This is a genomic window from Streptomyces sparsogenes subsp. cuspidosporus (assembly GCF_039532705.1).
Taxonomy (GTDB): domain Bacteria; phylum Actinomycetota; class Actinomycetes; order Streptomycetales; family Streptomycetaceae; genus Streptomyces; species Streptomyces sparsogenes.
Map to the genome: position 1 here is coordinate 65,350 of NZ_BAAASD010000011.1, position 20,573 is coordinate 85,922.

The following is a 20,573-nucleotide window of genomic DNA, read 5'->3' on the forward strand; positions in this document are numbered from 1 at the left end:
GGACCGGTGGCCGGCGCCGCGGCCGCCGGAGCGCGCCGGGTGCCCCACGGCGCTCCGGTTCACTCCCCCGACCCGGGCCGTACACCGGCCATCCCTTGACAACGGCCCTGGCGAGGCAAGAAATTGACGCGCGTAGAGGCTTGTTCCCCCCTGGTCACTCCACATCGGAGGCAACACCATGTCCCCACGCGCCGTGCGCGGGCCCGCCGCCGTCACCGCCGTCGTCGCCTCGGCCCTCGCGGCCGGGCTGCTCGCCGCCCCGCAGTCCGCGTCCGCCGCCGAGGTCCGGATCCACGACATCCAGGGCAGCACCCGAATATCCCCGTTCGCGGGCACCCAGGTGTCCGAGGTGCCCGGCACGGTCACCGCGGTACGCGCCTTCGGCTCGTCCCGCGGCTTCTGGCTCCAGGACCAGCGGCCCGACCGGGACCGGGCCACCAGCGAGGCGATCTTCGTCTTCACCGGTTCGAAAACCCCCTCGGTCGCCGTCGGGGACGCGGTGCGGGTCTCCGGGACGGTCAGCGAGTACTACCCCGGCGGCGCGGACGCCGGGCTCCAGTCGGTCACCGAGCTCACCAAGGCGACCTGGACGGTCGAGTCCTCGGGCAACGAGCTGCCCGCCGCCTTCCCCCTCAAGCCCGCCACCGTCCCCGACCGCTACGCCCCCGACGCCGGGGGCGGCTCCATCGAGGGGCTGCGGCTGCGCCCGAACTCCTACGCCCTGGACCGCTACGAGTCGCTGGAGGGCATGCGCGTCTCGGTGGAGGACGCCCCGGTCGTCGGCGCGACCACCCCGTACAACGAGCTGTGGGTCACCGCGGAGCCCGGCCACGCCCGCACCGCGCGCGGCGGCGCGCTCTACAGCTCCTACCGTGACCCCAACTCCGGCCGGGTCAAGGTGGCTTCCCTCATCCCCTTCGCCCAGCGCCCCTTCCCCGTCGCCGACGTGGGCGACGCGCTGACCGGCACCACCGCGGGACCGCTGGACTACGACAACTTCGGCGGCTACGAGATCCAGGCCACCACGCTCGGCGCCCTCGAGGACGGGAACCTGCCCCGGGAGACCACCCGCGCGCAGAAGGCCGACGAGCTGTCCATCGCCACCTACAACGTGGAGAACCTCTCCCCCAAGACCGCGCAGGCCAAGTTCGACCGGCTCGCCTCGGGTCTCGTGCACAACCTGGCCACGCCCGACATCGTCGCCCTGGAGGAGGTCCAGGACGACAACGGCGCGACGAACGACGCGGTCACCAGCGCCGGAGCCACGCTGAAGAAGCTCACCGACGCGATCAAGGCGGCCGGCGGCCCGGCGTACGAGTGGCGGCAGATCGACCCGGCCGACGACCAGGACGGCGGACAGCCGGGCGGCAACATCCGCGTCGCCTTCCTCTTCAACCCCGAGCGGGTCTCCTTCACCGATGTCGCGGGCGGCGACGCCACCACGCCGGTGCGGGTCACGGACAAGGACGGCGAGGCGGCGCTGTCGGCCTCCCCCGGCCGCATCGACCCCGGCAACCCGGTCTGGAAGGACAGCCGCAAGCCGCTGGTCGGGCAGTTCTCCTTCCGCGGCCGCCCGGTGTTCGTGATCGCCAACCACTTCAACTCCAAGGGCGGCGACCAGGGCCTGGACAGCCGCTTCCAGCCCCCGGCCCGCGGCTCGGAGACCCAGCGCACCGGCCAGGCCCAGGCGGTCAACGCCTTCGTGAAGAAGCTGCTGGCCGTGGACGCTCAGGCCCGGGTGGTCGTCGCGGGCGACCTCAACGACTACCAGTTCTCGCCCGCCCTGGCCGACCTCACCGCGGGCGGGGTGCTCACCGACCTGGTCACCGGGATGCGGAAGGACGAGCGCTACGGCTACGTCTACAACGGCAACTCGCAGGTGCTCGACCACATCCTCACCAGCCGCGCGCTGCGCCGCCCGGACTACGACATCGTGCACATCAACGCGGAGTTCGCGGACCAGTCGAGCGACCACGACCCGCAGGTCGTCCGGCTGAAGCCTTAACACACCGGCGCGGGCGGCCCCCGCCCGATGACCGGGGCCGCCCGCGCCGGGCTCACTCGTTACGGCTCAGCTGTGGCTTTACGGCTCAGTTCCGGCCGTGCGTGTGGCCGTGCGTGTGGCCGTGCGTGTGGCCGTGCGTGTGGCTGTGCTTGTGGCTGTGCTTGTGGCCGTACGGCTCAGTTGTGGCTGTGCAGCGCCTCGTTGAGCCCGCCCCACGAGCCGCTGCGCGGCAGCGCCTCGACGGTGCCGGTGGTGGAGTTGCGGCGGAAGAGCAGGTTGTTGACGCCCGACAGCTCCAGCGCCTTGGTGATCGTGCCGTCCGGCAGGGTGACCCGGGTGCCCGCGGTCACATACAGACCCGCCTCCACGATGCAGTCGTCGCCGAGCGAGATCCCGATGCCCGCCTCGGCGCCGAGCAGGCAGCGCTCGCCGAGGGAGATCGTCTGCTTGCCGCCGCCCGACAGCGTGCCCATGATCGACGCGCCGCCGCCGATGTCCGAGCCGTCGCCCACCACGACACCCGCGCTGATCCGGCCCTCGACCATGGAGGTGCCCAGCGTCCCGGCGTTGAAGTTGACGAAGCCCTCGTGCATGACCGTGGTCCCCGAGGCCAGGTGGGCGCCGAGCCGGACCCGGTCGGCGTCGCCGATGCGCACCCCGGCGGGGATCACGTAGTCGGTCATCCGGGGGAACTTGTCCACGCTGGTCACCGACAGCTGCAGCCCCTCGGCACGGGCAGCGAGGCGGGCCCGCTCGACCTGGTCGACGGGGACCGGGCCGAGCGAGGTCCAGGCCACATTGGCCAGCAGGCCGAACTGGCCGTCCAGGCTGAGGCCGTGCGGCTTGACGAGGCGGTGGCTGAGCAGGTGCAGCCGCAGGTAGACGTCGTGCGCGTCGAGCGGCTTGTCCTCCAGTGAGCCGATGACCGTACGGACGGCCACGACCTCGACCCCGCGGCGCGGGTCCGGCCCGACGGCCTTCAGGACGGTGTCGCCCAGCAGTTCGGCGGCGCGCTCGTCGCTCAGCCGCTCGGTCCCGGCCGGGCCGGGCTCGGCGACCAGCTGGGGGGCCGGGAACCAGGTGTCGAGGACGGTGCCGTCCTCGGCGAGGGTGGCAAGGCCGGCGGCGGCTGCGCCGGTGGTGCTGGTGGTGATGGCTGCGTCGGTCATGGTCAGACGCTAACCGGAGGCGGGCCCGGGAGGCGAACCGGTCTCATCGGCCGGTCCCGCCGGCCCGGTCCGGCCCGCCCCTCCGGCCCCCTCGGCCCGGCCGGTCACCGACCACCGGCCGCCCCCGGCCCGGTCAGCCGCCGGTCACCGGTCACCGGCCCGGTCGACGACGGTGGTGGTCACCCTCGCCTCGTTGACCATCAGCTGTCCCTTCTCGACCCTGGTCACCTTCCTGCCCTTCCCGGCCTTGGGCACCTTCTGGCCCTTGTCCACCTGGATCGGGTCCCCGCCGTCGGGGGCCTCGCCGATGTCGACCCGGGAGGGGACCTTGGGGAGGGGGTAGGTGTAGTCCTTGGCCGCGACCATCCGGTACCCGAGGTAGGCGTACGTCTGGGGGTCGAGCAGCAGCTCGTGCCGGAACACAGGACCGTCCGCCACGTCGACATCGGTGTGGGTGACAGCGATGGCATCCCGCCCGGCCGCGTCCTTGACCAGGTGATCGCCCACCTCGACGCCCGGGATCGTGGCCAGTGCCCGGTACAGCGCGGCCTGGACGTCCGGCGGGAACAGCGGGGCGCTGCCGAGCAGCACCCGCACCCCGGTGAAGTCGCGCTCCGCCTGGGTGTTCCCCTCCGGGCGGGTGACGATCTTCTCCCGCAGGGCCTTCAGCAGCTCGTCGGGTTCGGTCGGGAGCGAGGCCAGCAGCCGGTACCACTGGCGCGGGGTCCGCTCTCCGCGCACGTCATGGACGACGACGCGCTGGGGGTCGGCCGGGTCGGCGTTCGCCAACTTCTCGCCGTCGTAGCGCACCCACTCCTCGTATTCGACGGTCTCGCCGGGCTTCGGTTCCGGGTCCTTCGGGTTCTCGGCCGTCGTCCGCCCTGCCGTCGTCTGCCCGACGAGAAGCCCCTCGCGCGCCCACTTGGTGTAGATCCACTGGTGCGGGCGTGGCTCGCCGGCCTTGCCCTGCTCGTTGTCCTCGACGGTGTGGGCGGCGTTCTCCAGCACCGCGGCCGCGTTCCGCAGCCTCGGCCCCTCCTGCCCGCCACCGCCGGCCTGCGGCCCGAGCTGGGTGGCGACCAGCGCCGCCGCCGCGACGGCGGCCGCCGCGCCGAGCGACGCGAGCCGCCAGTCGGCCCGGAGCCGCCGGGCGCGGGTGCCGCGCGCGGCGGCGTTCAGCAGCGCCTGGCGGCCGGTGGCCAGCCGGGCCCGGTCGGGGGCGGGGGCGTCCTCGCGGAGGGCGCGCACGGCGGTGATCTCATCCATGGCTGACTGCCTCCTGGACGTCGTGTACGAGGGTGGGGTCGGCGCCGCCGAGCGCGGCGCGCACCTTGCGGCGGGCTCGGTTGAGCCGGGAGCGGACCGTGCCGAGCGGAATGCGCAGCGCGTCCGCGACCTCCTGGTAGCTCAGGTCCGCCCAGGCGATCAGCAGCAGGACGTGTCGGTCCCCGGCGGACAGCCCGGCGAGCGCGCCGGCCAGCGGCGCCTGCGCCGCCTGGGCGGCCACCCGGCTGTCGGCGCGCTCCACCCAGGACTCGGCGACCGGGTCGGTGCCGCCGCGGGCCAGGGCGCGCAGGGCCCGCACCTCGGAGCGGCGGTGCCTGCCGATGAGGTTCGCGGCTATGCCGTACAGCCAGGGGCGGGCGGCGGCCCGCGCCGCGTCGTACCGGGACCTGCTGCGGAAGGCGATCAGAAAGGTCTCGGCCGTGATGTCGTCGGCGGCGCCGTCGCCGAGGCGGCGGGTGACATAGCGGTGAATGTCCGGTGCGTACCGGTCGTAGAGCCGCGCGAAGGCCTCCGGGTGCTCCAGGGACCGGGCGATGAGCGCGGCGTCGTCGGGTTCGGGACGGTGGAGCGGTGGCGGGTCGGTCACAGGGTCTCCGTAGCTCCCCTCGGGGTCGGTGTTCACCCCCTGTTCCCCGATGGGGCCGGACGGGTTCACGCCCTGGAATGACCGCTTCCGCCGATGAGCCGGGCGGGAGACCGCGCCGGCGGGCGCCTCACTCCCCCGGCGCCCGCAGCGGCCGCACCCGCGCGGGCGCGGGACCGGTGGACTCGCGCGGGACATAGGCGGTGGGGAGGGTGTGCCTGCGCGGACGGGCCGTGGAGCCGTTGATGCGGCGGACCAGGATGTCGGCCGCCAGGCCGCCCAGTTCCTGCACCGGCTGGCTGACCACGCTCAGCCTCGGCCGGACGAGCGTGGCCCACTCGGCGTCGTCGAAGCCGATGACCGAGACGTCGCCGGGGATGTGGGCGTCCAGGTCGAGCAGGGCGTCGAGGGTTCCGAGCGTGGCCACGTTGTCGGTGGTGAACAGCGCGGTGGGCCGGTCGGGGGAGCTCATCAGCTCCAGGACGGCCGAGCGCGCCCAGGTCCGGTCGTATCCGGTGTGCCGGATCAGCTCCGCCTCGCGCGGGATGCCGGCGGCCCGCAGGGCCTGCCGGTAGCCGGTGAGACGCTCGGTCGTGGTCCAGATGTCCGCCCCGGGCGCGAGCTGGGTGGCGTTCTCGTCGGGTGACGCCGAGGTGACCACCGCGATGCGGGTGTGCCCCGCCTCGGTGAACCGGGTCACCGCCGCCTTGGCGGCCCCGCGGTTGTCCACCACGACCGTGTCCAGCCCGGCGCCGCTCAGCGCGCGGTCCAGGAGGACTACGGGGATGCCCGCGGCGACGGCCTTGTCCAGGTGCTCGTGATCGGTCGCGGCGGGCGCCACGACCAGGCCGTCCACCCGCCGCTCGATGAACATCTGCACCGCGGACTTCTCCGTCTCGCCCTTCTCGTCGCTGTTGGCGAGGACGACCTGCAGGCCGGCCTTGGCCGCGACGTCGGCGACGCCGCGCACCGCGCGGGCGAAGTAGGCGTTCTCCACGTCGGCGACGACCACGCCCAGCGTGTGGGTGCGTCCGCTGATCATGCTCCGGGCCACCGCGTTGGTGCTGTAGCCCAGTTCCGCGGCGGCGGCCAGCACCCGCTCCCGGGTGGCCGCGCTGGACGAGCCGTATCCGCCCAGGACCCGGGCGGCGGTGGCCTGTCCCACGCCGGCGTGCCGGGCGACGTCGGGGATGGTGACGCGGCGCGGCGGTGGTGGGGGATTCGGCATGGGCGATCTTTCGTAGGTGACGGCTCGGCGGACGCCGAGGAACCGGCCGATGAAATTCGAGGCCATTCAACCATTGACGGACGACGCGGGTCCGTGGGTAAGGTCTGGCTCGTTGGTAACGTTATCAAGATCCACCGACGCCCCCACAACCCTGCCTTTCCCGGCGACCACGGCACCCGTCTGCCCTCGCCCGCCCCGACCCCACGCCCCGAACACCGGAGGTATCACGGATGGCAACCGACACCCTCTCGCCGCCACCGACGGCCGGCCCCGCCATCACGCTCGTCGACGTGGTCAAGGACTTCGGCGGCGCCGGCGCCCGGGACGCGGCGGTCGTCCGCGGCGTCAACCTCGTCATCGGCGAGGGCGAGTTCTTCTCGCTCCTCGGCCCCTCCGGCTGCGGCAAGACCACCACCCTGCGGATGATCGCCGGGTTCGAGGAGCCGACCTCCGGCCAGATCCTGCTGCACGGTCACGACATGGTCGGGGTGCCCGCCAACAAGCGCGACATCAACATGGTCTTCCAGTCCTACGCCCTCTTCCCGCACCTGAGCGTCGCCGACAACGTGGCGTTCGGGCTGCGCCGCAAGCGCGTCCCCAAGGACGAGATCCGCGACCGGGTCGAGAAGATCCTGCACACCGTCGAACTCGCCGACAAGGCCGACCGCCGCCCCCGCCAGCTCTCGGGCGGCCAGCAGCAGCGCGTCGCCCTGGCCCGCGCCCTGGTCAACCGCCCCCGCGCGCTGCTCCTCGACGAACCCCTCGGCGCCCTCGACCTCAAGCTCCGCCAGGCCATGCAGCTGGAACTCAAGCGCATCCAGCGCGAGGTCGGCATCACCTTCATCTATGTCACGCACGACCAGGCCGAGGCGCTGACCATGTCCGACCGGATCGCGGTGATGCACCGCGGGCTGGTCGAGCAGGTCGGCCCGCCGCAGGAGGTCTACGAACGGCCCGCCACCGCGTTCGTCGCCGGGTTCATCGGCACCTCCAACCTGATCGGCGGCCGCCTGACCTCCGCCGAGGCGGGGACCGGGGTGCTCGACCTCGGCGACGGCCAGCGCATCACGGTCCCGCTGCGCGGCTCCCACGCCGCCGGAGAGGACGTCGAACTCACCGTGCGGCCGGAGAAGATCACGCTGACCACCGAGCCCACCGACACCGCCAGCCGCATCCGCGGCACCGTCCGGGAGGTGGTCTACCTGGGCACCTCCACCAGCTACACGGTGGACACCAGCACCGGCGCGGAGATGACGGTCTTCCAGCCCAACGACGGCTCCGCCTGCGCGACCCCGGCCCGCGGCGACATCGTCTGGCTCTCCTGGGCCACCGACCACTCGTACCTGCTCACCACCGCCCCCGCCGCCGCGGCGACCGCCGCGGACCCGGTTTCCCTCACCTCGCGCTGACGACAGGCGGACCACCATGCCCGAGCACTCCCCTCCCTTCGCGCCCCGGCCGCGCGGGCTGACCCCGCGCGGCTGCACCCGGCGCGGCCTGCTGCGCGCCGCGCTCGGCGCCGCCGCGCTGGCCCCGCTCACCGCGTGCAGCGTCCCCGGCGCCCGCGTCCACGTGCCCACCGGCAAGGCGGAGATCGCCGCCGCCGTCTCCGACTTCTGGGCCGGGAAGAAGCGGTCCGGAAAGCTGGACTTCGTCAACTACACCCAGTACATCGACGTCGACCCCGACGATCAGGGCAGGCACCCCACCCTCGACGCCTTCACCCGCGAGACCGGTATCAAGGTCAGCTACAACGAGCTGATCGACGACAGCGCCTCCTGGTTCGGCAAGATCCAGCCCGAATTCGCCTCCGGTGAGGGCATCGGCTACGACCTGATGGTCGTCGGCGGCGACAGCTACCTCGGCAAGTACATCCAACTCGGCTACCTCGCCCCGCTCGACCACACCCGGCTGCCCAACTTCGCGAAGTACGGCGGGGCCGCGTTCAAGAACTCCGCCTACGACCACGGCAACGTCTACACCGTCCCCTGGCAGTCCGGCATGACCGGCATCGGCTACGACCCGGCCCTGGTCGGCCGGAAGATCACCAGCTGGCAGGACCTGCTGGACCCCAAGCTGCACGGCAGGGTCGGCATGTGGAACGACGCGGTGCAGATGGGCAACATCGGCCTGCTGGCCGTCGGCGTGGACCCGGAGACCTCCACCCATGCCGACTGGCGCAAGGCGGCGGCCTGGCTGCGCAAGCAGCGCGACGCCGGGATGGTCCGCTCCTACTCCACCGCCACCTATCAGTCCTCCCTCCAGCGCGGCGACCTCGCGGCCTCGCTCGTGTACTCGGGCGATGTGTTCCAGGCCAACCAGAGCGGCTCGAAACTGGAGTTCGTCATCCCCGACGAGGGCGGTCTGCTGTGGACCGACAACCTCTGCATCCCCTCGACGGCCGCCCATCCCGTCGACGCGCTGGCCTACATGGACTACGCCTTCCGGCCCGAGGTCGCCGCGAAGATCAGCGAGACCGTGCAGTTCGTCAGCCCCGTTCCCGCCGCGCAACCGGTCGTCGCCCGCGACGCGGCCGCCGCCACCGGCAAGCGGCGCACCGTGCTCGAGGCCCTGAGCACCAGCCCCCTGGTCTTCCCGACCAAGGCCGACCAGTCCAAGCTGCGCCGTCTGCGGGTGCTCGACGAAGAGGAGGAGAAGCAGTGGAACGCGCTGTTCGAACCGATCTACCAGGCGTGACCCGGCGGCGGCGCCGCCGCCCCGGCGACGCGCTGGCCCCCTATCTGATGATCCTCCCGGGCTGGCTGTGGCTGGCCGCCTTCTTCATCACCCCCGTGATCGTGATGGTGTCGCTGTCGCTGCAGACCGGCGACTTCATCGACGGCTTCCGCCAGACGTTCCACTTCAGCACCTACGCCGACGTGGTCCGCACCTACCATGTGCAGCTGGTCAGGTCCCTGACCTACGGGGCCATAGCCACCGTCTCGTGCGCCCTCATCGGCTACCCGGTGGCCTATTGGATCGCCTTCCGGGCCGGCCGGCACAAGTCGGTGTTCCTCTTCCTGCTCCTGCTGCCGTTCTTCGTCTCCTTCGTCATCCGGACGCAGTCCTGGAACGTGGTGCTGGCCGACCACGGCGTGGTGCTCGGACCGCTGAAGGACATCGGGCTGCTCTCCGCCGACTTCCACCTGCTGGCCACGCCCTACGCGGTGATCGGCGGCCTGACCTACAACTTCCTGCCCTTCATGGTGCTGCCCGTGTACGTCGCCCTGGAACGGGTGGACCCCAAGGTGATCGAGGCCTCCACCGACCTGTACGCCTCCCGGACGCAGACCTTCCTGCGGGTGGTGCTGCCGCTGTCGCTGCCCGGCGTCTTCGCCGGAGTGCTGCTGACCTTCGTGCCCTCCTGCGCCGACTACGTCAACGCCGGCATCCTCGGCGGCCCCTCCACGACCATGATCGGCAACATCATCCAGACCGAGTACTTCACCAACCTGGACTACCCGGCCGCCTCCGCCCTGTCCTTCGTGCTCATGGGCGCGCTGCTGCTGGCCGTCTTCACCTACGCCCGGACCCTGGGCACCGAGAAGGTCCTGGAGGCGGCCGCGCGATGACCACCACCACCGTCGCCCCCACGGCCGACGCACCCGCCACGCCCCGGCCACGCCGCGCCGGGCGCGGCCGCCGCCGCCCCACCCTGACCCTGTACACCGGTCTGGTGCTGGCCTGGCTGCTGCTGCCGATCGCCGTCATGATCCTTTTCGGGTTCAACGACACCCACAGCAAGGTGAACTTCACCTGGCAGGGCTTCACCCTCAACTGGTACGAGCACCTGTTCGCCATCCCCAACCTGACCTCCGCCCTGGTCAACAGCCTCACCATCGCCCTGGTGGTGGCCGTGGTCGCCACCCTCCTGGGCACCCCGATCGGAATGGCGCTCGGCCGCTACCGCTTCCGCGGCCGGGGCTCCGTGGACCTGCTGATGTTCGCCGCCATCGCGGCCCCCGAGATCGCCCTCGGCGCCGCGCTGCTGTCGCTGTTCATCGTGACGGGCGTGCCCCGTGGCTACTGGACGATCGTCATCGCCCATGTGGCGTTCTGCATCCCCTACGTCGCCATCACCGTACGGGCGCGCATGGTGGGACACGACCCGACGCTCGAGGAGGCCGCCCGGGACCTGGGGGCGGGACCCTGGACGGCGTTCCGGCTGGTCACCCTGCCGATGCTGCTGCCCGGCGTGGCCTCGGGCGCCCTGCTGTGCTTCGCCCTGTCCGTCGACGACTACGTCATCACCAGCTTCAACGCCGGCCGTACGGTCACCTTCCCGCTGTGGGTGTACAGCGCCAGCCGTACCGGCGTGCCCCCGCAGGTCAACGTCATGGGAACGCTGATCTTCGTCGGCGGCCTGATCATCGCCGGATCGAACGTGCTGTTCTCCCGGCGTCGCGCGTCCTGACCCCATCCGGTCCCGCGCCCCCTCGAACACCGGCTCAGCGGCACACGCCGGCCGGTTCGCAACAACCCTTGAGGAAGTCATCACCGTGCTCAAGTTCAACGAAGCCGAGTTCGTCGCCCAGACGGAAAGCCTTGTGGCGCTGCGCCCCGAGATCGAGAAGGTCGTCGACCGCCTGCTCGACGAGGGTTACGACAACGTCCTCCTCGTGGGCGCCGGCGGCACGTACGCGCAGATGTGGCCCTATGAGCACCTCGCCCGGCGTACCTCGACGCTGCCGGTCCGGGCCGCCATCGCCGCCGAACTCGTCGTCTCCGGCGACGCCCGCCTCGGCGAGCGCACCGTCGCCGTCTTCACCTCCGTCTCCGGCACCACCGACGACAGCCTCCGCGCCATCGACTACTGCAAGTCCCACGGCGCCCACACGATCGGCTTCACCGGCTACCCGGACTCCCCCATCGCCCAGGGCGTCGACACCGCGCTGATCTCCGAGCCCAAGGCCTGGCCGTTCGACGTGCAGATGCTGCTGTTCATGGGCCGACTGCTCGCCCGCCGGGGCGAGTTCGAGGGCTACGAGCGCCTCGCCGACGAGCTGGGCGGCCTGCCCCGGATCCTGGTGGACGTCGCCCGGCGGGCCGAGCCGGTGGCGGCGGACTTCGCCGAGGCCCACAAGGACACCGATTACCACTTCCTCATCGGCGGCGGAAACCTGTGGGGGTTCACCTACCTGTACTCCATGTGCATCCTCGAGGAGATGCAGTGGCTGCGCACCACCCGGGTGCACAGCGCGGAGTTCTTCCACGGCTCGCTGGAACTCCTGGAGGAGAACACCAGCGTGGTCGTCTTCCAGGGTGAGGACGAGACCCGGGCGCTGACCGACCGGGCCGAGGCCTTCGCCAAGCGCATCTCGAAGGACGTCACCGTCTTCGACACCCGCGACTACCCCCTGGAGGGCATCAGCCCTCAGTTCCGCGGCCTGCTCGCCCCCCTGGTCATGGACACCGTGATGGACCGGGTCAGCAAGCACCTCGAGCGGGTGCGCGACCACTCGCTCGACCTGCGCCGCTACTACCGCGTCATGGACTACTGAGCCCCCTGACCGGTTCCCCCTCGTCCATCCGCCCAGCGCGCCGGTGCCCCGGCACCGGCGCGCCCATGGCGGGCGCCGTGTCCTCGCGCACCGGGCCCGCACCTCGGGAGACCCTGATGAACGTCCTCGGCTTCGGCGACAACACCATCGACCGCTTCGTGGACCGCGGCACCGACTACCCCGGCGGCAACTGTGTCAACGTCGCCGTCTACGCCCGCCGACTCGGTCTGGACGCCGCCTACCTGGGGGTGTTCGGCGACGACGACCTCGGCGCCTCCCTGCGCACGGCCCTGGCCGCGCAGGGCGTCGCCACGGACCGCAGCGTCGTGCGCCACGGCGAGACCTCGGTCTCCACCCTGCATGTGCGGGACGGCGACCGGGTGTTCCTCGGCTACGACCCCGGCGGCGAGGCGGTCCGCGAACCCCTCGCCCTCACCCCCGAGCTGCTCGCCTACGCCGCGTCGTTCTCCCTGGTGCACTCCAGCGTCTACTCCCACACCGAGGCCGACCTCGCCCCGCTCGCCGCGGCCGGTCCCCTGGTCAGCTTCGACTTCTCGGACGAGGACGAGTTCCGTACCCCCGCCTACCTCGACCGCGTCTGCCCCCATGTGGACCTGGCGCTGCTGTCCTGCTCGCACCTGGACGAGGCCGCCACCCGCGCGCTGCTCGCCGAGGCGGTGCGGCGGGGGGCCGGAATGGCGCTCGCCACCCGGGGGCTCAACGGGGCGATCGCGTACGACGGCCGGACCACGGCCGCCGCGCCGGCCCGTGCCGCGGACCCCGCTTCCCTGTCCGACACGATGGGCTGCGGGGACGCCTTCCTCGCCGGGTTCGTCGTGTCGCTGCTTCACCACGGCTGGTCCCGGGGCGTCTCCCTGCCCCCCGAGGTCCTGGGGCGCGCCTTGCACCAGGGCGCGCGGGCGGCGTACCAGCAGTGCTTCATCGAGGCCGCCTTCGGCTGCGGCTGGCCGACGGCGCCCGGGCCGGACGGCGACCGGGCGGCGACCGGACGGCCCGGCAACGGTGAGGTTCACGCCCCGGCGGAGTGACCGCTTCCGCCGATGATCCGGGCCAGCGCCGTCCGCGCGCCCTCCGGGTCGTACGGGCGGTCGGTCAGCAGCGCCTGGAGGGTCAGCCCGTCGATCAGGGCCACCACCGCGCGCGCCGTGGCGGCGTCCGGGACGATCCGGGTCAGTATCCGCCCCATCTCGTCCAGGCACTCGGCGGCGAGCGGCCGCGCCGCCTCGTGGCGCAGCGCGGCGAAGTACAGCTCGTACTCCAGCTCCAGCCGCGCCCGCTCCCCGGTGAGCAGCTCCCCCAGCCAGCGGGCCAGCTCGTCGGCCAGCTCAGCCTCCGGAGCGACGCCTTCCGCCCAGCGCCCGACGTCCGCCAGCCACTCGGCGTTGATCTGCCGGAGCGCGGCGACCAGCAGGTCGTCGAGGGTCGCGAAGTGGTAGGTCGTGGAGCCGAGCGGCACATCGGCCTCGGCGGCCACGGCCCGGTGGCTCAACCCGGCGATGCCGCGGGCGCGGACCACGGCGGCCGCGGCGTCGATGATGCGCTGCCGCCGCCCGGGGTCGTAGCGGCGGGCCATCAGTGGGCCCCGCCGAGGTTGAGCACGACCACTCCGGCGATCACCAGCAGCACCCCGAGCACCTTGGCGGCGGTGGCGGCCTCGCCGAGGAAGAGCATCCCGATCGCGGCGACCACGGCGGTCCCGGCCCCGGACCATATGGCGTAGGCGGTGCCCACCGACATCGTCTTGAGCGTCTGCGCGAGCAGGGCGAAGGCGACCAGATAGCCGGCCACGGTGGCCAGCGAGGGCCAGAGCCTGCTGAAGCCCTCGCTGTACTTCATCGAGGTGGTGGCGATGATCTCGGCGGCGATGGCCCCGGCGAGCGTCAGATATCCCATGCGTACGAGCGTACACAACGATGCGTACGGGCGTACACAACCCGCCCGCCCGGGATCCCGCGAGCACGCGAACGGCCCCCGCGCGCCGCCTGGGGTTCTTGGGTTCCAGCGGTGCGCGGGGGCCGTTCGGGGCTCGGGCCGGGGTGTCGTCAGACGTTGAAGCCGAGCGCGCGGAGCTGCTCGCGGCCCTCGTCGGTGATCTTGTCCGGGCCCCACGGCGGCATCCAGACCCAGTTGATCCGCAGCTCGTTGACGATGCCCTCGGTGGCCGACTTCGCCTGGTCCTCGATGACATCGGTCAGCGGGCAGGCCGCGGACGTCAGCGTCATGTCGAGGGTGGCGATATTGGCGTCGTCGATGTGGATGCCGTAGACGAGGCCCAGGTTGACCACGTCGATGCCCAGCTCCGGGTCGACGACGTCGTACAGCGCCTCGCGGACCTCTTCCTCACTGGCCGGCTTGGTCGCCGTTTCCACGTTGTCACTCATGCGATCTTCCCTTCGGCGCCCTCGCCCAGCGCCTGGGCGGTCGCGTCCTTCCACGCCATCCAGCTCAGCAGGGCACACTTCACCCGGGCCGGATACTTGGAGACGCCGGCGAACGCGACCGCGTCCTCCAGCACCTCCTCCATCGCGTCGTCCGGCTCGGTCCTGCCCTTGGACTGCATCAGCTCCAGAAACGTTTCCTGGATCTTGCGCGCCTCGGCGATCTCCTTGCCGACCAGCAGCTCGTTGAGCACGGACGCGCTGGCCTGGCTGATGGAACAGCCCTGGCCCTCGTAACTGACGTCCTCGATCCTCTGCCCGTCGAGCCGCACCCGGAGAGTGATCTCGTCCCCGCAGGTCGGATTGACGTGATGCACCTCCACGTCCCCGTCCCTCAGGCCCCGCCCGTGCGGGTGCTTGTAGTGGTCCAGGATCACGTCCTGGTACATCGAATCAAGCTTCACGCGGCACGCCCCTACCCGAAGAAGTTCCGTACGTGCTCCAGGCCCTCGACCAGGGCGTCGACCTCGGCCGGGGTGGAGTACAGATAGAACGACGCTCGCGTGGTGGCGGGAATTCCGTACCGCAGGCACACGGGCCGGGCGCAGTGGTGGCCGACCCGGACCGCGATGCCCTCCTCGTCGAGCACCTGACCCACGTCGTGGGGGTGGATGTCGCCGAGGGTGAAGGAAATCGCGGCGCCGCGGTCCTCGGCCGTGGTCGGGCCGATGATCCGCAGGTCGGGGACCTCCAGGAGCCTGCGCACCGCGTACTCGGTGACCACGTGCTCATGGCGGGCGATGTTGTCCATGCCGATCGAGGTCAGATAGTCCACGGCCGCGCCGAGGCCGACGGCCTGGGCGATCGGGGGCGTACCGGCCTCGAACTTGTGCGGCGCGGGGGCGTAGGTGGAGGAGTGCATCGAGACGGTCTCGATCATCTCACCGCCGCCGAGGAAGGGCGGCAGGTCCTCCAGCAGCTCCTGGCGGCCCCACAGCACCCCGATGCCCGTCGGGCCGCACATCTTGTGGCCGGTGAAGGCCACGAAGTCGGCCTGAAGCGCCTGCACGTCCAGCGTCATGTGCGGGGCGGCCTGCGAGGCGTCCACGACGACGAGGGCGCCCACCTCCTGGGCGCGGCGGACGATCGCCTCGACCGGGTTGACCGTGCCCAGGATGTTGGAGACCAGCACGAACGAGACGACCTTGGTCTTCTCGGTGATGACCTGCTCGATGTTCGACAGGTCCAGACGGCCGTCGTCGGTGAGGCCGAACCACTTCAGCTTCGCGCCCGTGCGCTGCGAGAGCAGCTGCCAGGGGACGATGTTGGAGTGGTGCTCCATCTCCGTGATGACGATCTCGGTGTCGCTGTCCACGCGGTAGGGCTCATCGGCCCAGCCCAGCATGTTGGCGACGAGGTTGAGGGACTCCGAGGCGTTCTTGGTGAAGATCACCTCGTCCCGGCTCGGCGCGTTGATGAAGGCGGCCACCTTGTCCCGGGCGCCCTCGTACAGCGCCGTGGCCTCCTCGGCGAGCACATGCACCCCGCGGTGCACATTCGCGTTGTGCAGCTCGTAGTACTCGCTGAGCACGTCGAGCACCTGGCGCGGCGTCTGTGAGGTCGCCGCGTTGTCCAGGTAGACGAGCTTCTTGCCGTCGTGGACCTGCCGGTCCAGGATCGGGAAGTCCTTGCGGATCGCCTCGGTGTCGAGGAGGCCCGGCAGCTGTGTCATGTCCCTGCGCCTCCGAATCCCTCGCCGCCGAAGCGGCCGCCGTCGTCGTCACTCACTCGTGGAGCCGCCCTTCACATAGGCCTCGTAGCCCTCCTCCTCCAGCTTGTCCGCGAGCTCCGGGCCGCCCGACTCGGCGATCCGGCCGGCCGCGAACACATGGACGTGGTCGGGCTTGATGTACCGCAGGATGCGCGTGTAGTGGGTGATCAGCAGGGTGCCGACCTCGCCGGTCTCCCGGACGCGGTTGACGCCCTCGGAGACCACGCGCAGCGCGTCGACGTCCAGACCGGAGTCCGTCTCGTCGAGGATCGCGATACGGGGCTTCAGCAGCTCGAGCTGGAGGATCTCGTGGCGCTTCTTCTCACCGCCGGAGAAGCCCTCGTTGACGTTGCGCTCGGCGAAGGAGGGGTCGATCGAAAGGCGCTCCATGGCCTCCTTGACCTCCTTCACCCAGGTGCGCAGCTTCGGCGCCTCGCCGCGGATGGCGGTGGCCGAGGTACGCAGGAAGTTGGAGACGGAGACGCCGGGGACCTCCACCGGGTACTGCATGGCGAGGAAGACGCCCGCGCGGGCCCGCTCGTCGACGGACATGGCCAGCACGTCCTCGCCGTCCAGGGTCACCGTGCCGCCGGTGACCTGGTACTTGGGGTGACCCGCGAGCGAGTACGCCAGCGTGGACTTGCCGGAGCCGTTGGGGCCCATGATGGCGTGGGTCTCGCCCTGCTTCACGGTCAGGTCGACCCCGCGCAGGATCTCGCGGGGGCCGCCTTCGGCCTCGACGGAGACGTGCAGGTCGTGGATCTCAAGCGTTGCCATGGGTGCCTCAGGACTCCTGGGTGACGGAGACGAGCACGTCGTCCCCTTCGATCTTTACGGGGTATACGGGGACGGGGCGCGTCGCGGGGAGGCCGGACGGCTTGCCGGTGCGCAGGTCGAAGCTGGAGCCGTGCAGCCAGCACTCGATCTGGCAGTCCTCCACCTCGCCCTCGGACAGCGAGACGTTCGCATGCGAGCAGATGTCGTTGACCGCGAAGACCTCGCCCTCGGTGCGCACGAGCGCCACCGGCACGCCGTCGAGTTCCACCCGCTTGGGGGTGTCCTCCTCCAGCTCGCTCAGCGCGCAGGCGCGTACGAAGGTCTGGCTCATGCGACGGACGCCTCCAGCTCGGCCTCGATCTTGGCGATCAGGCGCTCCTCCAGCTCCGGGATGCCGATCTGCTGGACCAGCTCGGCGAAGAAGCCTCGGACGACGAGGCGGCGGGCCTCGTCGGCGGGGATGCCGCGCGCCATCAGGTAGAACAGCTGCTCGTCCTCGAAGCGGCCGGTCGCGCTGGCGTGTCCGGCGCCCACGATCTCGCCGGTCTCGATCTCCAGGTTCGGCACCGAGTCGACGCGCGCGCCGTCGGTCAGGACGAGGTTGCGGTTGAGCTCGTAGGTGTCGGTGCCCTCCGCGGCGGCGCGGATCAGCACGTCGCCGATCCAGACCGCGTGGGCGTCCTTGCCCTGCAGCGCGCCCTTGTAGGCGACGTTGCTGCGGCAGTGCGGGGTGTCGTGGTCGATGAAGAGCCGGTGCTCCTGGTGCTGGCCGTTGTCGGTGAAGTACAGGCCGTAGAGCTCGGCCTCACCGCCCGGGGCGCCGTAGATGACCCGCGGGTGCAGGCGCACCAGGGTGCCGCCGAAGGTGACGACCACGGACTTGAACGTGGCGTCACGCCCGACGAGCGCGGTGTGCTGCCCGGCGTGGACGGCGGTGTCGTCCCAGTCCTGGATGGAGACCACGGTGAGCTTGGCTCCGTCGCCGACCAGGAACTCCACATTGGCCGCGAGCGTCGCGTCGCCGGTGTGGTCGATGACCACGACCGCCTCGGCGAAGGCGCCGACCTCCACGACCTGGTGGCCGAAGGCGGTGCCGCCCTCGCCGTGTACGGAGATCCGCACGGGCTCGGTGAGCACGGTCTCCTTGGCGACGGAGACCACCGAGGCCTTCTCGAAGGAGCTGTACGCCTGGGCCGCGACCCGGTCGACCGGCTTGCCCGCCTTGCCCACACGCGGGTCCGTGCGGTCCACGGTCTCGACGGTGACGCCCTCGGGGGCGCTCACGTCGACCCGCAGCCCGCCGGTGGCCTTGGCGGTGCCGTCGTGCAGACCGCGCAGGCGCTCCAGCGGGGTGAACCGCCACTCCTCCTCACGGCCGTGTGGCACCGGGAAGTCGGCCACGTCGTACGACGCGATGGCGCCGACCCTCGCGTCGGTGGGCTGGCCCACCTGGATGGCACCGTCCGTGGTGGATCCGGCCGGAATGGTTTCAGCCATGGCAGCTGTACAGCTCGCTTTCTCGTGACGTACCTCGGCCCTCCCTGGGGACGGCCGCCGCGGGTATCGGGGGAGGCGCCGGCGTCAGCCGACGGCGCCTTCCATCTGCAGCTCGATCAGCCGGTTGAGCTCCAGCGCGTACTCCATGGGAAGCTCGCGCGCGATCGGCTCGACGAAGCCGCGCACGATCATCGCCATGGCCTCGTCCTCGGACAGGCCGCGGCTCATCAGGTAGAAGAGCTGGTCGTCGCTGACCTTGGAGACGGTCGCCTCGTGGCCCATGGACACATCGTCCTCGCGGACGTCCACATACGGGTAGGTGTCCGAGCGGGAGATGGTGTCGACCAGCAGCGCGTCGCACAGCACATTGGACTTGGAGCCCTCCGCGCCCTCGCCGATCTCGATCAGACCGCGGTAGGAGGTGCGGCCGCCGCCGCGCGCCACCGACTTGGAGACGATGTTGGACGAGGTGCGGGGCGCCATGTGGACCATCTTGGCGCCGGCGTCCTGGTGCTGGCCCTCGCCCGCGAAGGCGATCGACAGGGTCTCGCCCTTGGCGTGCTCGCCCATCAGGTAGACGGCCGGGTACTTCATGGTCACCTTGGAGCCGATGTTGCCGTCGACCCACTCCATGGTCGCGCCCTCGTAGGCCACGGCGCGCTTGGTGACCAGGTTGTACACGTTGTTCGACCAGTTCTGGATGGTCGTGTAGCGGCAGCGGGCGCCCTTCTTGACGATGATCTCGACGACCGCGGAGTGCAGCGAGTCCGACTTGTAGATCGGCGCGGTGCAGCCCTCGACGTAGTGGACGTACGCGTCCTCGTCGACGATGATCAGCGTCCGCTCGAACTGGCCCATGTTCTCCGTGTTGATCCGGAAGTAGGCCTGGAGCGGGATCTCCACGTGCACGCCCTTCGGCACGTAGATGAACGAGCCGCCGGACCACACCGCCGTGTTCAGCGAGGCGAACTTGTTGTCGCCGGCCGGGATCACCGAGCCGAAGTACTCCTTGAAGAGCTCCGGGTGCTCCTTGAGACCGGTGTCGGTGTCCAGGAAGATGACACCCTGCTCCTCGAGGTCCTCACGGATCTTGTGGTAGACGACCTCGGACTCGTACTGCGCGGCGACACCCGCGACGAGGCGCTGCTTCTCGGCCTCCGGGATGCCCAGCTTGTCGTACGTGTTCTTGATGTCCTCGGGCAGCTCTTCCCAGGAGGCGGCCTGCTGCTCCGTCGAGCGCACGAAGTACTTGATGTTGTCGAAGTCGATGCCGGACAGGTCCGAGCCCCAGGTCGGCATGGGCTTCTTCTCGAAGAGCTTGAGGCCCTTCAGGCGGAGCTTCAGCATCCACTCCGGCTCGGACTTCTTCGCCGAGATGTCGCGGACGACCTCCTCCGAGAGGCCGCGCTTGGCGGAGGCACCGGCCACATCGGAGTCGGCCCAGCCGTACTCGTAGTTGCCCAGCCCCTCGAGCTCGGGGTGAGCGGTCTCCGTGGGGAGAGTCATTCGGGGTTCCTCCCGGCCGTGCTGGCAGATGCTGTGGTGGTCTTGGTCGTGCTGGACGTTGTGCTGGAAGTCTTGCTGGGGGGCGTCTTCTCGGCCCTGCCGGTCCCGGGGATGAAGGTCGTGCACACCCCGTCGCCATGGGCGATGGTGGCCAGACGCTGCACATGAGTCCCGAGCAGCTGGGAGAAGACCTCGGTCTCCGCCTCGCACAGCTGCGGAAACCGCTCGGCCGCGTGGGCGACCGGGCAGTGGTGCTGGCAGAGCTGTTCGCCGACCGGTGCGCTTCGCGCCGTAGCAGCGTACCCGTCCGCGGACAGTGCGCGGGCGAGGGCTTCGGCCCGGGACTGGGGCTCCGCGGCCTCGACGGCCTCGCGGTACGCCGCGGCCTGGGCGGCCAGCCTGGCGCGCGCGAAGGCGGCGACCGCCGCCCGGCCCGGCTCGCCGCCGCCGGCGCTCTGCTCGATCCAGCGCAGGGCGTCCACGGCCAGCTTGTCGTACGCCTGGTCGAAGGCGTCCCGCCCGCAGTCGGTGAGCGCGAAGACCTTGGCCGGGCGGCCGCGGCCCCGCGCCCCGTACACCCTCTTCTCACGGGGCTCGACGACGCCGTCGGCGACGAGGGTGTCGAGGTGGCGGCGCACGGCCGCCTGGGTCAGCTCGAGCCGCAGGGCCAGCTCGGCCGCGGTGGACGGGCCGTGGTCGAGGATGGAGCGGGCCACCCGGTTACGGGTGCCGTGCTGCTCGTCGGGCGCGGGCACCGGCACGGCAGATCGCGCGGCCTGTTCGACCGCGCGTCCCGCCGGAGCTTCGCTCGCGTATTTCACAACGCCATTGTTGCGTAATTCTCGGGGGA

At 71.2% G+C, this 20,573-nt stretch carries 21 protein-coding genes; 7 read left to right on the forward strand and 14 right to left on the reverse strand.

Features of this window, described 5'->3' with window-relative positions:
* Window positions 1-178: 178 nt before the first annotated feature.
* The gene (locus ABFY07_RS15875) at window positions 179-2,005 is read left to right on the forward strand and encodes an endonuclease/exonuclease/phosphatase family protein (RefSeq protein WP_346175127.1); all 1,827 of its coding nucleotides are present in this window, start codon (window positions 179-181) and stop codon (window positions 2,003-2,005) included.
* A 176-nt stretch (window positions 2,006-2,181) separates the two neighbouring features.
* Here ABFY07_RS15875 and dapD read toward each other — a convergent pair whose 3' ends face one another.
* From dapD to ABFY07_RS15895, 4 genes are all read right to left on the reverse strand, one after another.
* Window positions 2,182-3,174 carry a 2,3,4,5-tetrahydropyridine-2,6-dicarboxylate N-succinyltransferase gene (gene dapD, locus ABFY07_RS15880; RefSeq protein WP_346175128.1) on the reverse strand — a complete coding sequence of 331 codons (993 nt, stop codon included), beginning with the start codon at window positions 3,172-3,174 and terminating at the stop codon, window positions 2,182-2,184.
* A 144-nt stretch (window positions 3,175-3,318) separates the two neighbouring features.
* Window positions 3,319-4,440, reverse strand: a complete 1,122-nt coding sequence (locus tag ABFY07_RS15885; protein ID WP_346175129.1) for a CU044_5270 family protein — start codon at window positions 4,438-4,440, stop codon at window positions 3,319-3,321.
* Window positions 4,433-5,047, reverse strand: a complete 615-nt coding sequence (locus ABFY07_RS15890; RefSeq protein ID WP_346175130.1) for an RNA polymerase sigma factor — start codon at window positions 5,045-5,047, stop codon at window positions 4,433-4,435. Before ABFY07_RS15890 ends, ABFY07_RS15885 begins: the two co-directional genes overlap by 8 nt.
* A gap of 127 nt (window positions 5,048-5,174) precedes the next feature.
* A complete protein-coding gene (locus ABFY07_RS15895) occupies window positions 5,175-6,338 on the reverse strand; it encodes a LacI family DNA-binding transcriptional regulator (protein ID WP_346175131.1) in 1,164 nt (387 codons plus the stop codon).
* Between the two features lie 164 nt (window positions 6,339-6,502).
* Between ABFY07_RS15895 and ABFY07_RS15900 the strand changes: the two genes are divergently transcribed.
* The 6 genes from ABFY07_RS15900 (at window position 6,503) to ABFY07_RS15925 (ending at window position 12,822) form a co-directional block, all read left to right on the forward strand.
* On the forward strand, window positions 6,503-7,681 hold the full coding sequence (locus tag ABFY07_RS15900) for an ABC transporter ATP-binding protein (RefSeq protein WP_346175132.1): 1,179 nt from the start codon (window positions 6,503-6,505) through the stop codon (window positions 7,679-7,681).
* Between the two features lie 16 nt (window positions 7,682-7,697).
* Complete coding sequence (locus ABFY07_RS15905; RefSeq protein ID WP_346175133.1) at window positions 7,698-8,969, forward strand: polyamine ABC transporter substrate-binding protein; 1,272 nt, start codon at window positions 7,698-7,700, stop codon at window positions 8,967-8,969.
* A gap of 47 nt (window positions 8,970-9,016) precedes the next feature.
* Window positions 9,017-9,844, forward strand: a complete 828-nt coding sequence (locus tag ABFY07_RS15910) for an ABC transporter permease (protein WP_065958436.1) — start codon at window positions 9,017-9,019, stop codon at window positions 9,842-9,844.
* Window positions 9,841-10,686 (forward strand): ABC transporter permease, encoded by an 846-nt coding sequence (locus tag ABFY07_RS15915; protein ID WP_346175135.1) that lies wholly within the window; start codon window positions 9,841-9,843, stop codon window positions 10,684-10,686. Before ABFY07_RS15910 ends, ABFY07_RS15915 begins: the two co-directional genes overlap by 4 nt.
* 85 nt (window positions 10,687-10,771) lie before the next feature.
* Window positions 10,772-11,773 (forward strand): SIS domain-containing protein, encoded by a 1,002-nt coding sequence (locus tag ABFY07_RS15920; protein WP_346175136.1) that lies wholly within the window; start codon window positions 10,772-10,774, stop codon window positions 11,771-11,773.
* 116 nt (window positions 11,774-11,889) lie between these two features.
* Window positions 11,890-12,822 carry a PfkB family carbohydrate kinase gene (locus tag ABFY07_RS15925; RefSeq protein WP_346175137.1) on the forward strand — a complete coding sequence of 311 codons (933 nt, stop codon included), beginning with the start codon at window positions 11,890-11,892 and terminating at the stop codon, window positions 12,820-12,822.
* On the opposite strand, the gene ABFY07_RS15930 is transcribed toward ABFY07_RS15925, so the two are convergent.
* The 10 genes from ABFY07_RS15930 to ABFY07_RS15975 all read right to left on the reverse strand — a co-directional run bounded on the left by ABFY07_RS15930 (window position 12,804) and on the right by ABFY07_RS15975 (window position 20,544).
* Window positions 12,804-13,367, reverse strand: a complete 564-nt coding sequence (locus ABFY07_RS15930; protein WP_346175138.1) for a TetR/AcrR family transcriptional regulator — start codon at window positions 13,365-13,367, stop codon at window positions 12,804-12,806. The two genes, ABFY07_RS15925 and ABFY07_RS15930, sit on opposite strands and share 19 nt — an antisense overlap.
* Complete coding sequence (locus tag ABFY07_RS15935; protein ID WP_346175139.1) at window positions 13,367-13,687, reverse strand: DMT family transporter; 321 nt, start codon at window positions 13,685-13,687, stop codon at window positions 13,367-13,369. The genes ABFY07_RS15930 and ABFY07_RS15935 overlap by 1 nt, the downstream gene beginning before the upstream one ends.
* 149 nt (window positions 13,688-13,836) lie before the next feature.
* Complete coding sequence (locus tag ABFY07_RS15940; protein ID WP_065958398.1) at window positions 13,837-14,175, reverse strand: metal-sulfur cluster assembly factor; 339 nt, start codon at window positions 14,173-14,175, stop codon at window positions 13,837-13,839.
* Window positions 14,172-14,636 carry a Fe-S cluster assembly sulfur transfer protein SufU gene (gene sufU / locus ABFY07_RS15945; protein WP_065958399.1) on the reverse strand — a complete coding sequence of 155 codons (465 nt, stop codon included), beginning with the start codon at window positions 14,634-14,636 and terminating at the stop codon, window positions 14,172-14,174. Before sufU ends, ABFY07_RS15940 begins: the two co-directional genes overlap by 4 nt.
* 11 nt (window positions 14,637-14,647) lie before the next feature.
* The gene (locus ABFY07_RS15950) at window positions 14,648-15,904 is read right to left on the reverse strand and encodes a cysteine desulfurase (RefSeq protein WP_346175140.1); all 1,257 of its coding nucleotides are present in this window, start codon (window positions 15,902-15,904) and stop codon (window positions 14,648-14,650) included.
* A gap of 48 nt (window positions 15,905-15,952) precedes the next feature.
* Complete coding sequence (gene sufC / locus ABFY07_RS15955; protein ID WP_346175141.1) at window positions 15,953-16,720, reverse strand: Fe-S cluster assembly ATPase SufC; 768 nt, start codon at window positions 16,718-16,720, stop codon at window positions 15,953-15,955.
* A gap of 7 nt (window positions 16,721-16,727) precedes the next feature.
* The gene (locus tag ABFY07_RS15960) at window positions 16,728-17,051 is read right to left on the reverse strand and encodes a bifunctional 3-phenylpropionate/cinnamic acid dioxygenase ferredoxin subunit (RefSeq protein ID WP_065958402.1); all 324 of its coding nucleotides are present in this window, start codon (window positions 17,049-17,051) and stop codon (window positions 16,728-16,730) included.
* Window positions 17,048-18,217 carry a Fe-S cluster assembly protein SufD gene (gene sufD, locus ABFY07_RS15965; protein WP_346175142.1) on the reverse strand — a complete coding sequence of 390 codons (1,170 nt, stop codon included), beginning with the start codon at window positions 18,215-18,217 and terminating at the stop codon, window positions 17,048-17,050. The genes ABFY07_RS15960 and sufD overlap by 4 nt, the downstream gene beginning before the upstream one ends.
* Window positions 18,218-18,301: 84 nt before the next feature.
* Window positions 18,302-19,723: a Fe-S cluster assembly protein SufB gene (sufB, locus tag ABFY07_RS15970; protein WP_346175143.1), complete on the reverse strand. Its 1,422-nt coding sequence runs from the start codon at window positions 19,721-19,723 to the stop codon at window positions 18,302-18,304.
* Window positions 19,720-20,544, reverse strand: a complete 825-nt coding sequence (locus ABFY07_RS15975) for a helix-turn-helix transcriptional regulator (RefSeq protein ID WP_346175144.1) — start codon at window positions 20,542-20,544, stop codon at window positions 19,720-19,722. Before ABFY07_RS15975 ends, sufB begins: the two co-directional genes overlap by 4 nt.
* Between the last annotated feature and the right edge of the window lie 29 nt (window positions 20,545-20,573).

Coding starts and splice junctions, on each gene's coding strand:
- ABFY07_RS15875 (WP_346175127.1), top strand. CDS start 179: ATGTCCCCACGCGCCGTGCGCGGGCCCGCCGCCGTCACCGCCGTCGTC.
- dapD (WP_346175128.1), bottom strand. CDS start 3,174: ATGACCGACGCAGCCATCACCACCAGCACCACCGGCGCAGCCGCCGCC.
- ABFY07_RS15885 (WP_346175129.1), bottom strand. CDS start 4,440: ATGGATGAGATCACCGCCGTGCGCGCCCTCCGCGAGGACGCCCCCGCC.
- ABFY07_RS15895 (WP_346175131.1), bottom strand. CDS start 6,338: ATGGCCTCGAATTTCATCGGCCGGTTCCTCGGCGTCCGCCGAGCCGTC.
- ABFY07_RS15900 (WP_346175132.1), top strand. CDS start 6,503: ATGGCAACCGACACCCTCTCGCCGCCACCGACGGCCGGCCCCGCCATC.
- ABFY07_RS15905 (WP_346175133.1), top strand. CDS start 7,698: ATGCCCGAGCACTCCCCTCCCTTCGCGCCCCGGCCGCGCGGGCTGACC.
- ABFY07_RS15910 (WP_065958436.1), top strand. CDS start 9,017: ATGATCCTCCCGGGCTGGCTGTGGCTGGCCGCCTTCTTCATCACCCCC.
- ABFY07_RS15915 (WP_346175135.1), top strand. CDS start 9,841: ATGACCACCACCACCGTCGCCCCCACGGCCGACGCACCCGCCACGCCC.
- ABFY07_RS15925 (WP_346175137.1), top strand. CDS start 11,890: ATGAACGTCCTCGGCTTCGGCGACAACACCATCGACCGCTTCGTGGAC.
- ABFY07_RS15930 (WP_346175138.1), bottom strand. CDS start 13,367: ATGGCCCGCCGCTACGACCCCGGGCGGCGGCAGCGCATCATCGACGCC.
- ABFY07_RS15935 (WP_346175139.1), bottom strand. CDS start 13,687: ATGGGATATCTGACGCTCGCCGGGGCCATCGCCGCCGAGATCATCGCC.
- ABFY07_RS15940 (WP_065958398.1), bottom strand. CDS start 14,175: ATGAGTGACAACGTGGAAACGGCGACCAAGCCGGCCAGTGAGGAAGAG.
- ABFY07_RS15950 (WP_346175140.1), bottom strand. CDS start 15,904: ATGACACAGCTGCCGGGCCTCCTCGACACCGAGGCGATCCGCAAGGAC.
- sufC (WP_346175141.1), bottom strand. CDS start 16,720: ATGGCAACGCTTGAGATCCACGACCTGCACGTCTCCGTCGAGGCCGAA.
- ABFY07_RS15960 (WP_065958402.1), bottom strand. CDS start 17,051: ATGAGCCAGACCTTCGTACGCGCCTGCGCGCTGAGCGAGCTGGAGGAG.
- sufD (WP_346175142.1), bottom strand. CDS start 18,217: ATGGCTGAAACCATTCCGGCCGGATCCACCACGGACGGTGCCATCCAG.
- sufB (WP_346175143.1), bottom strand. CDS start 19,723: ATGACTCTCCCCACGGAGACCGCTCACCCCGAGCTCGAGGGGCTGGGC.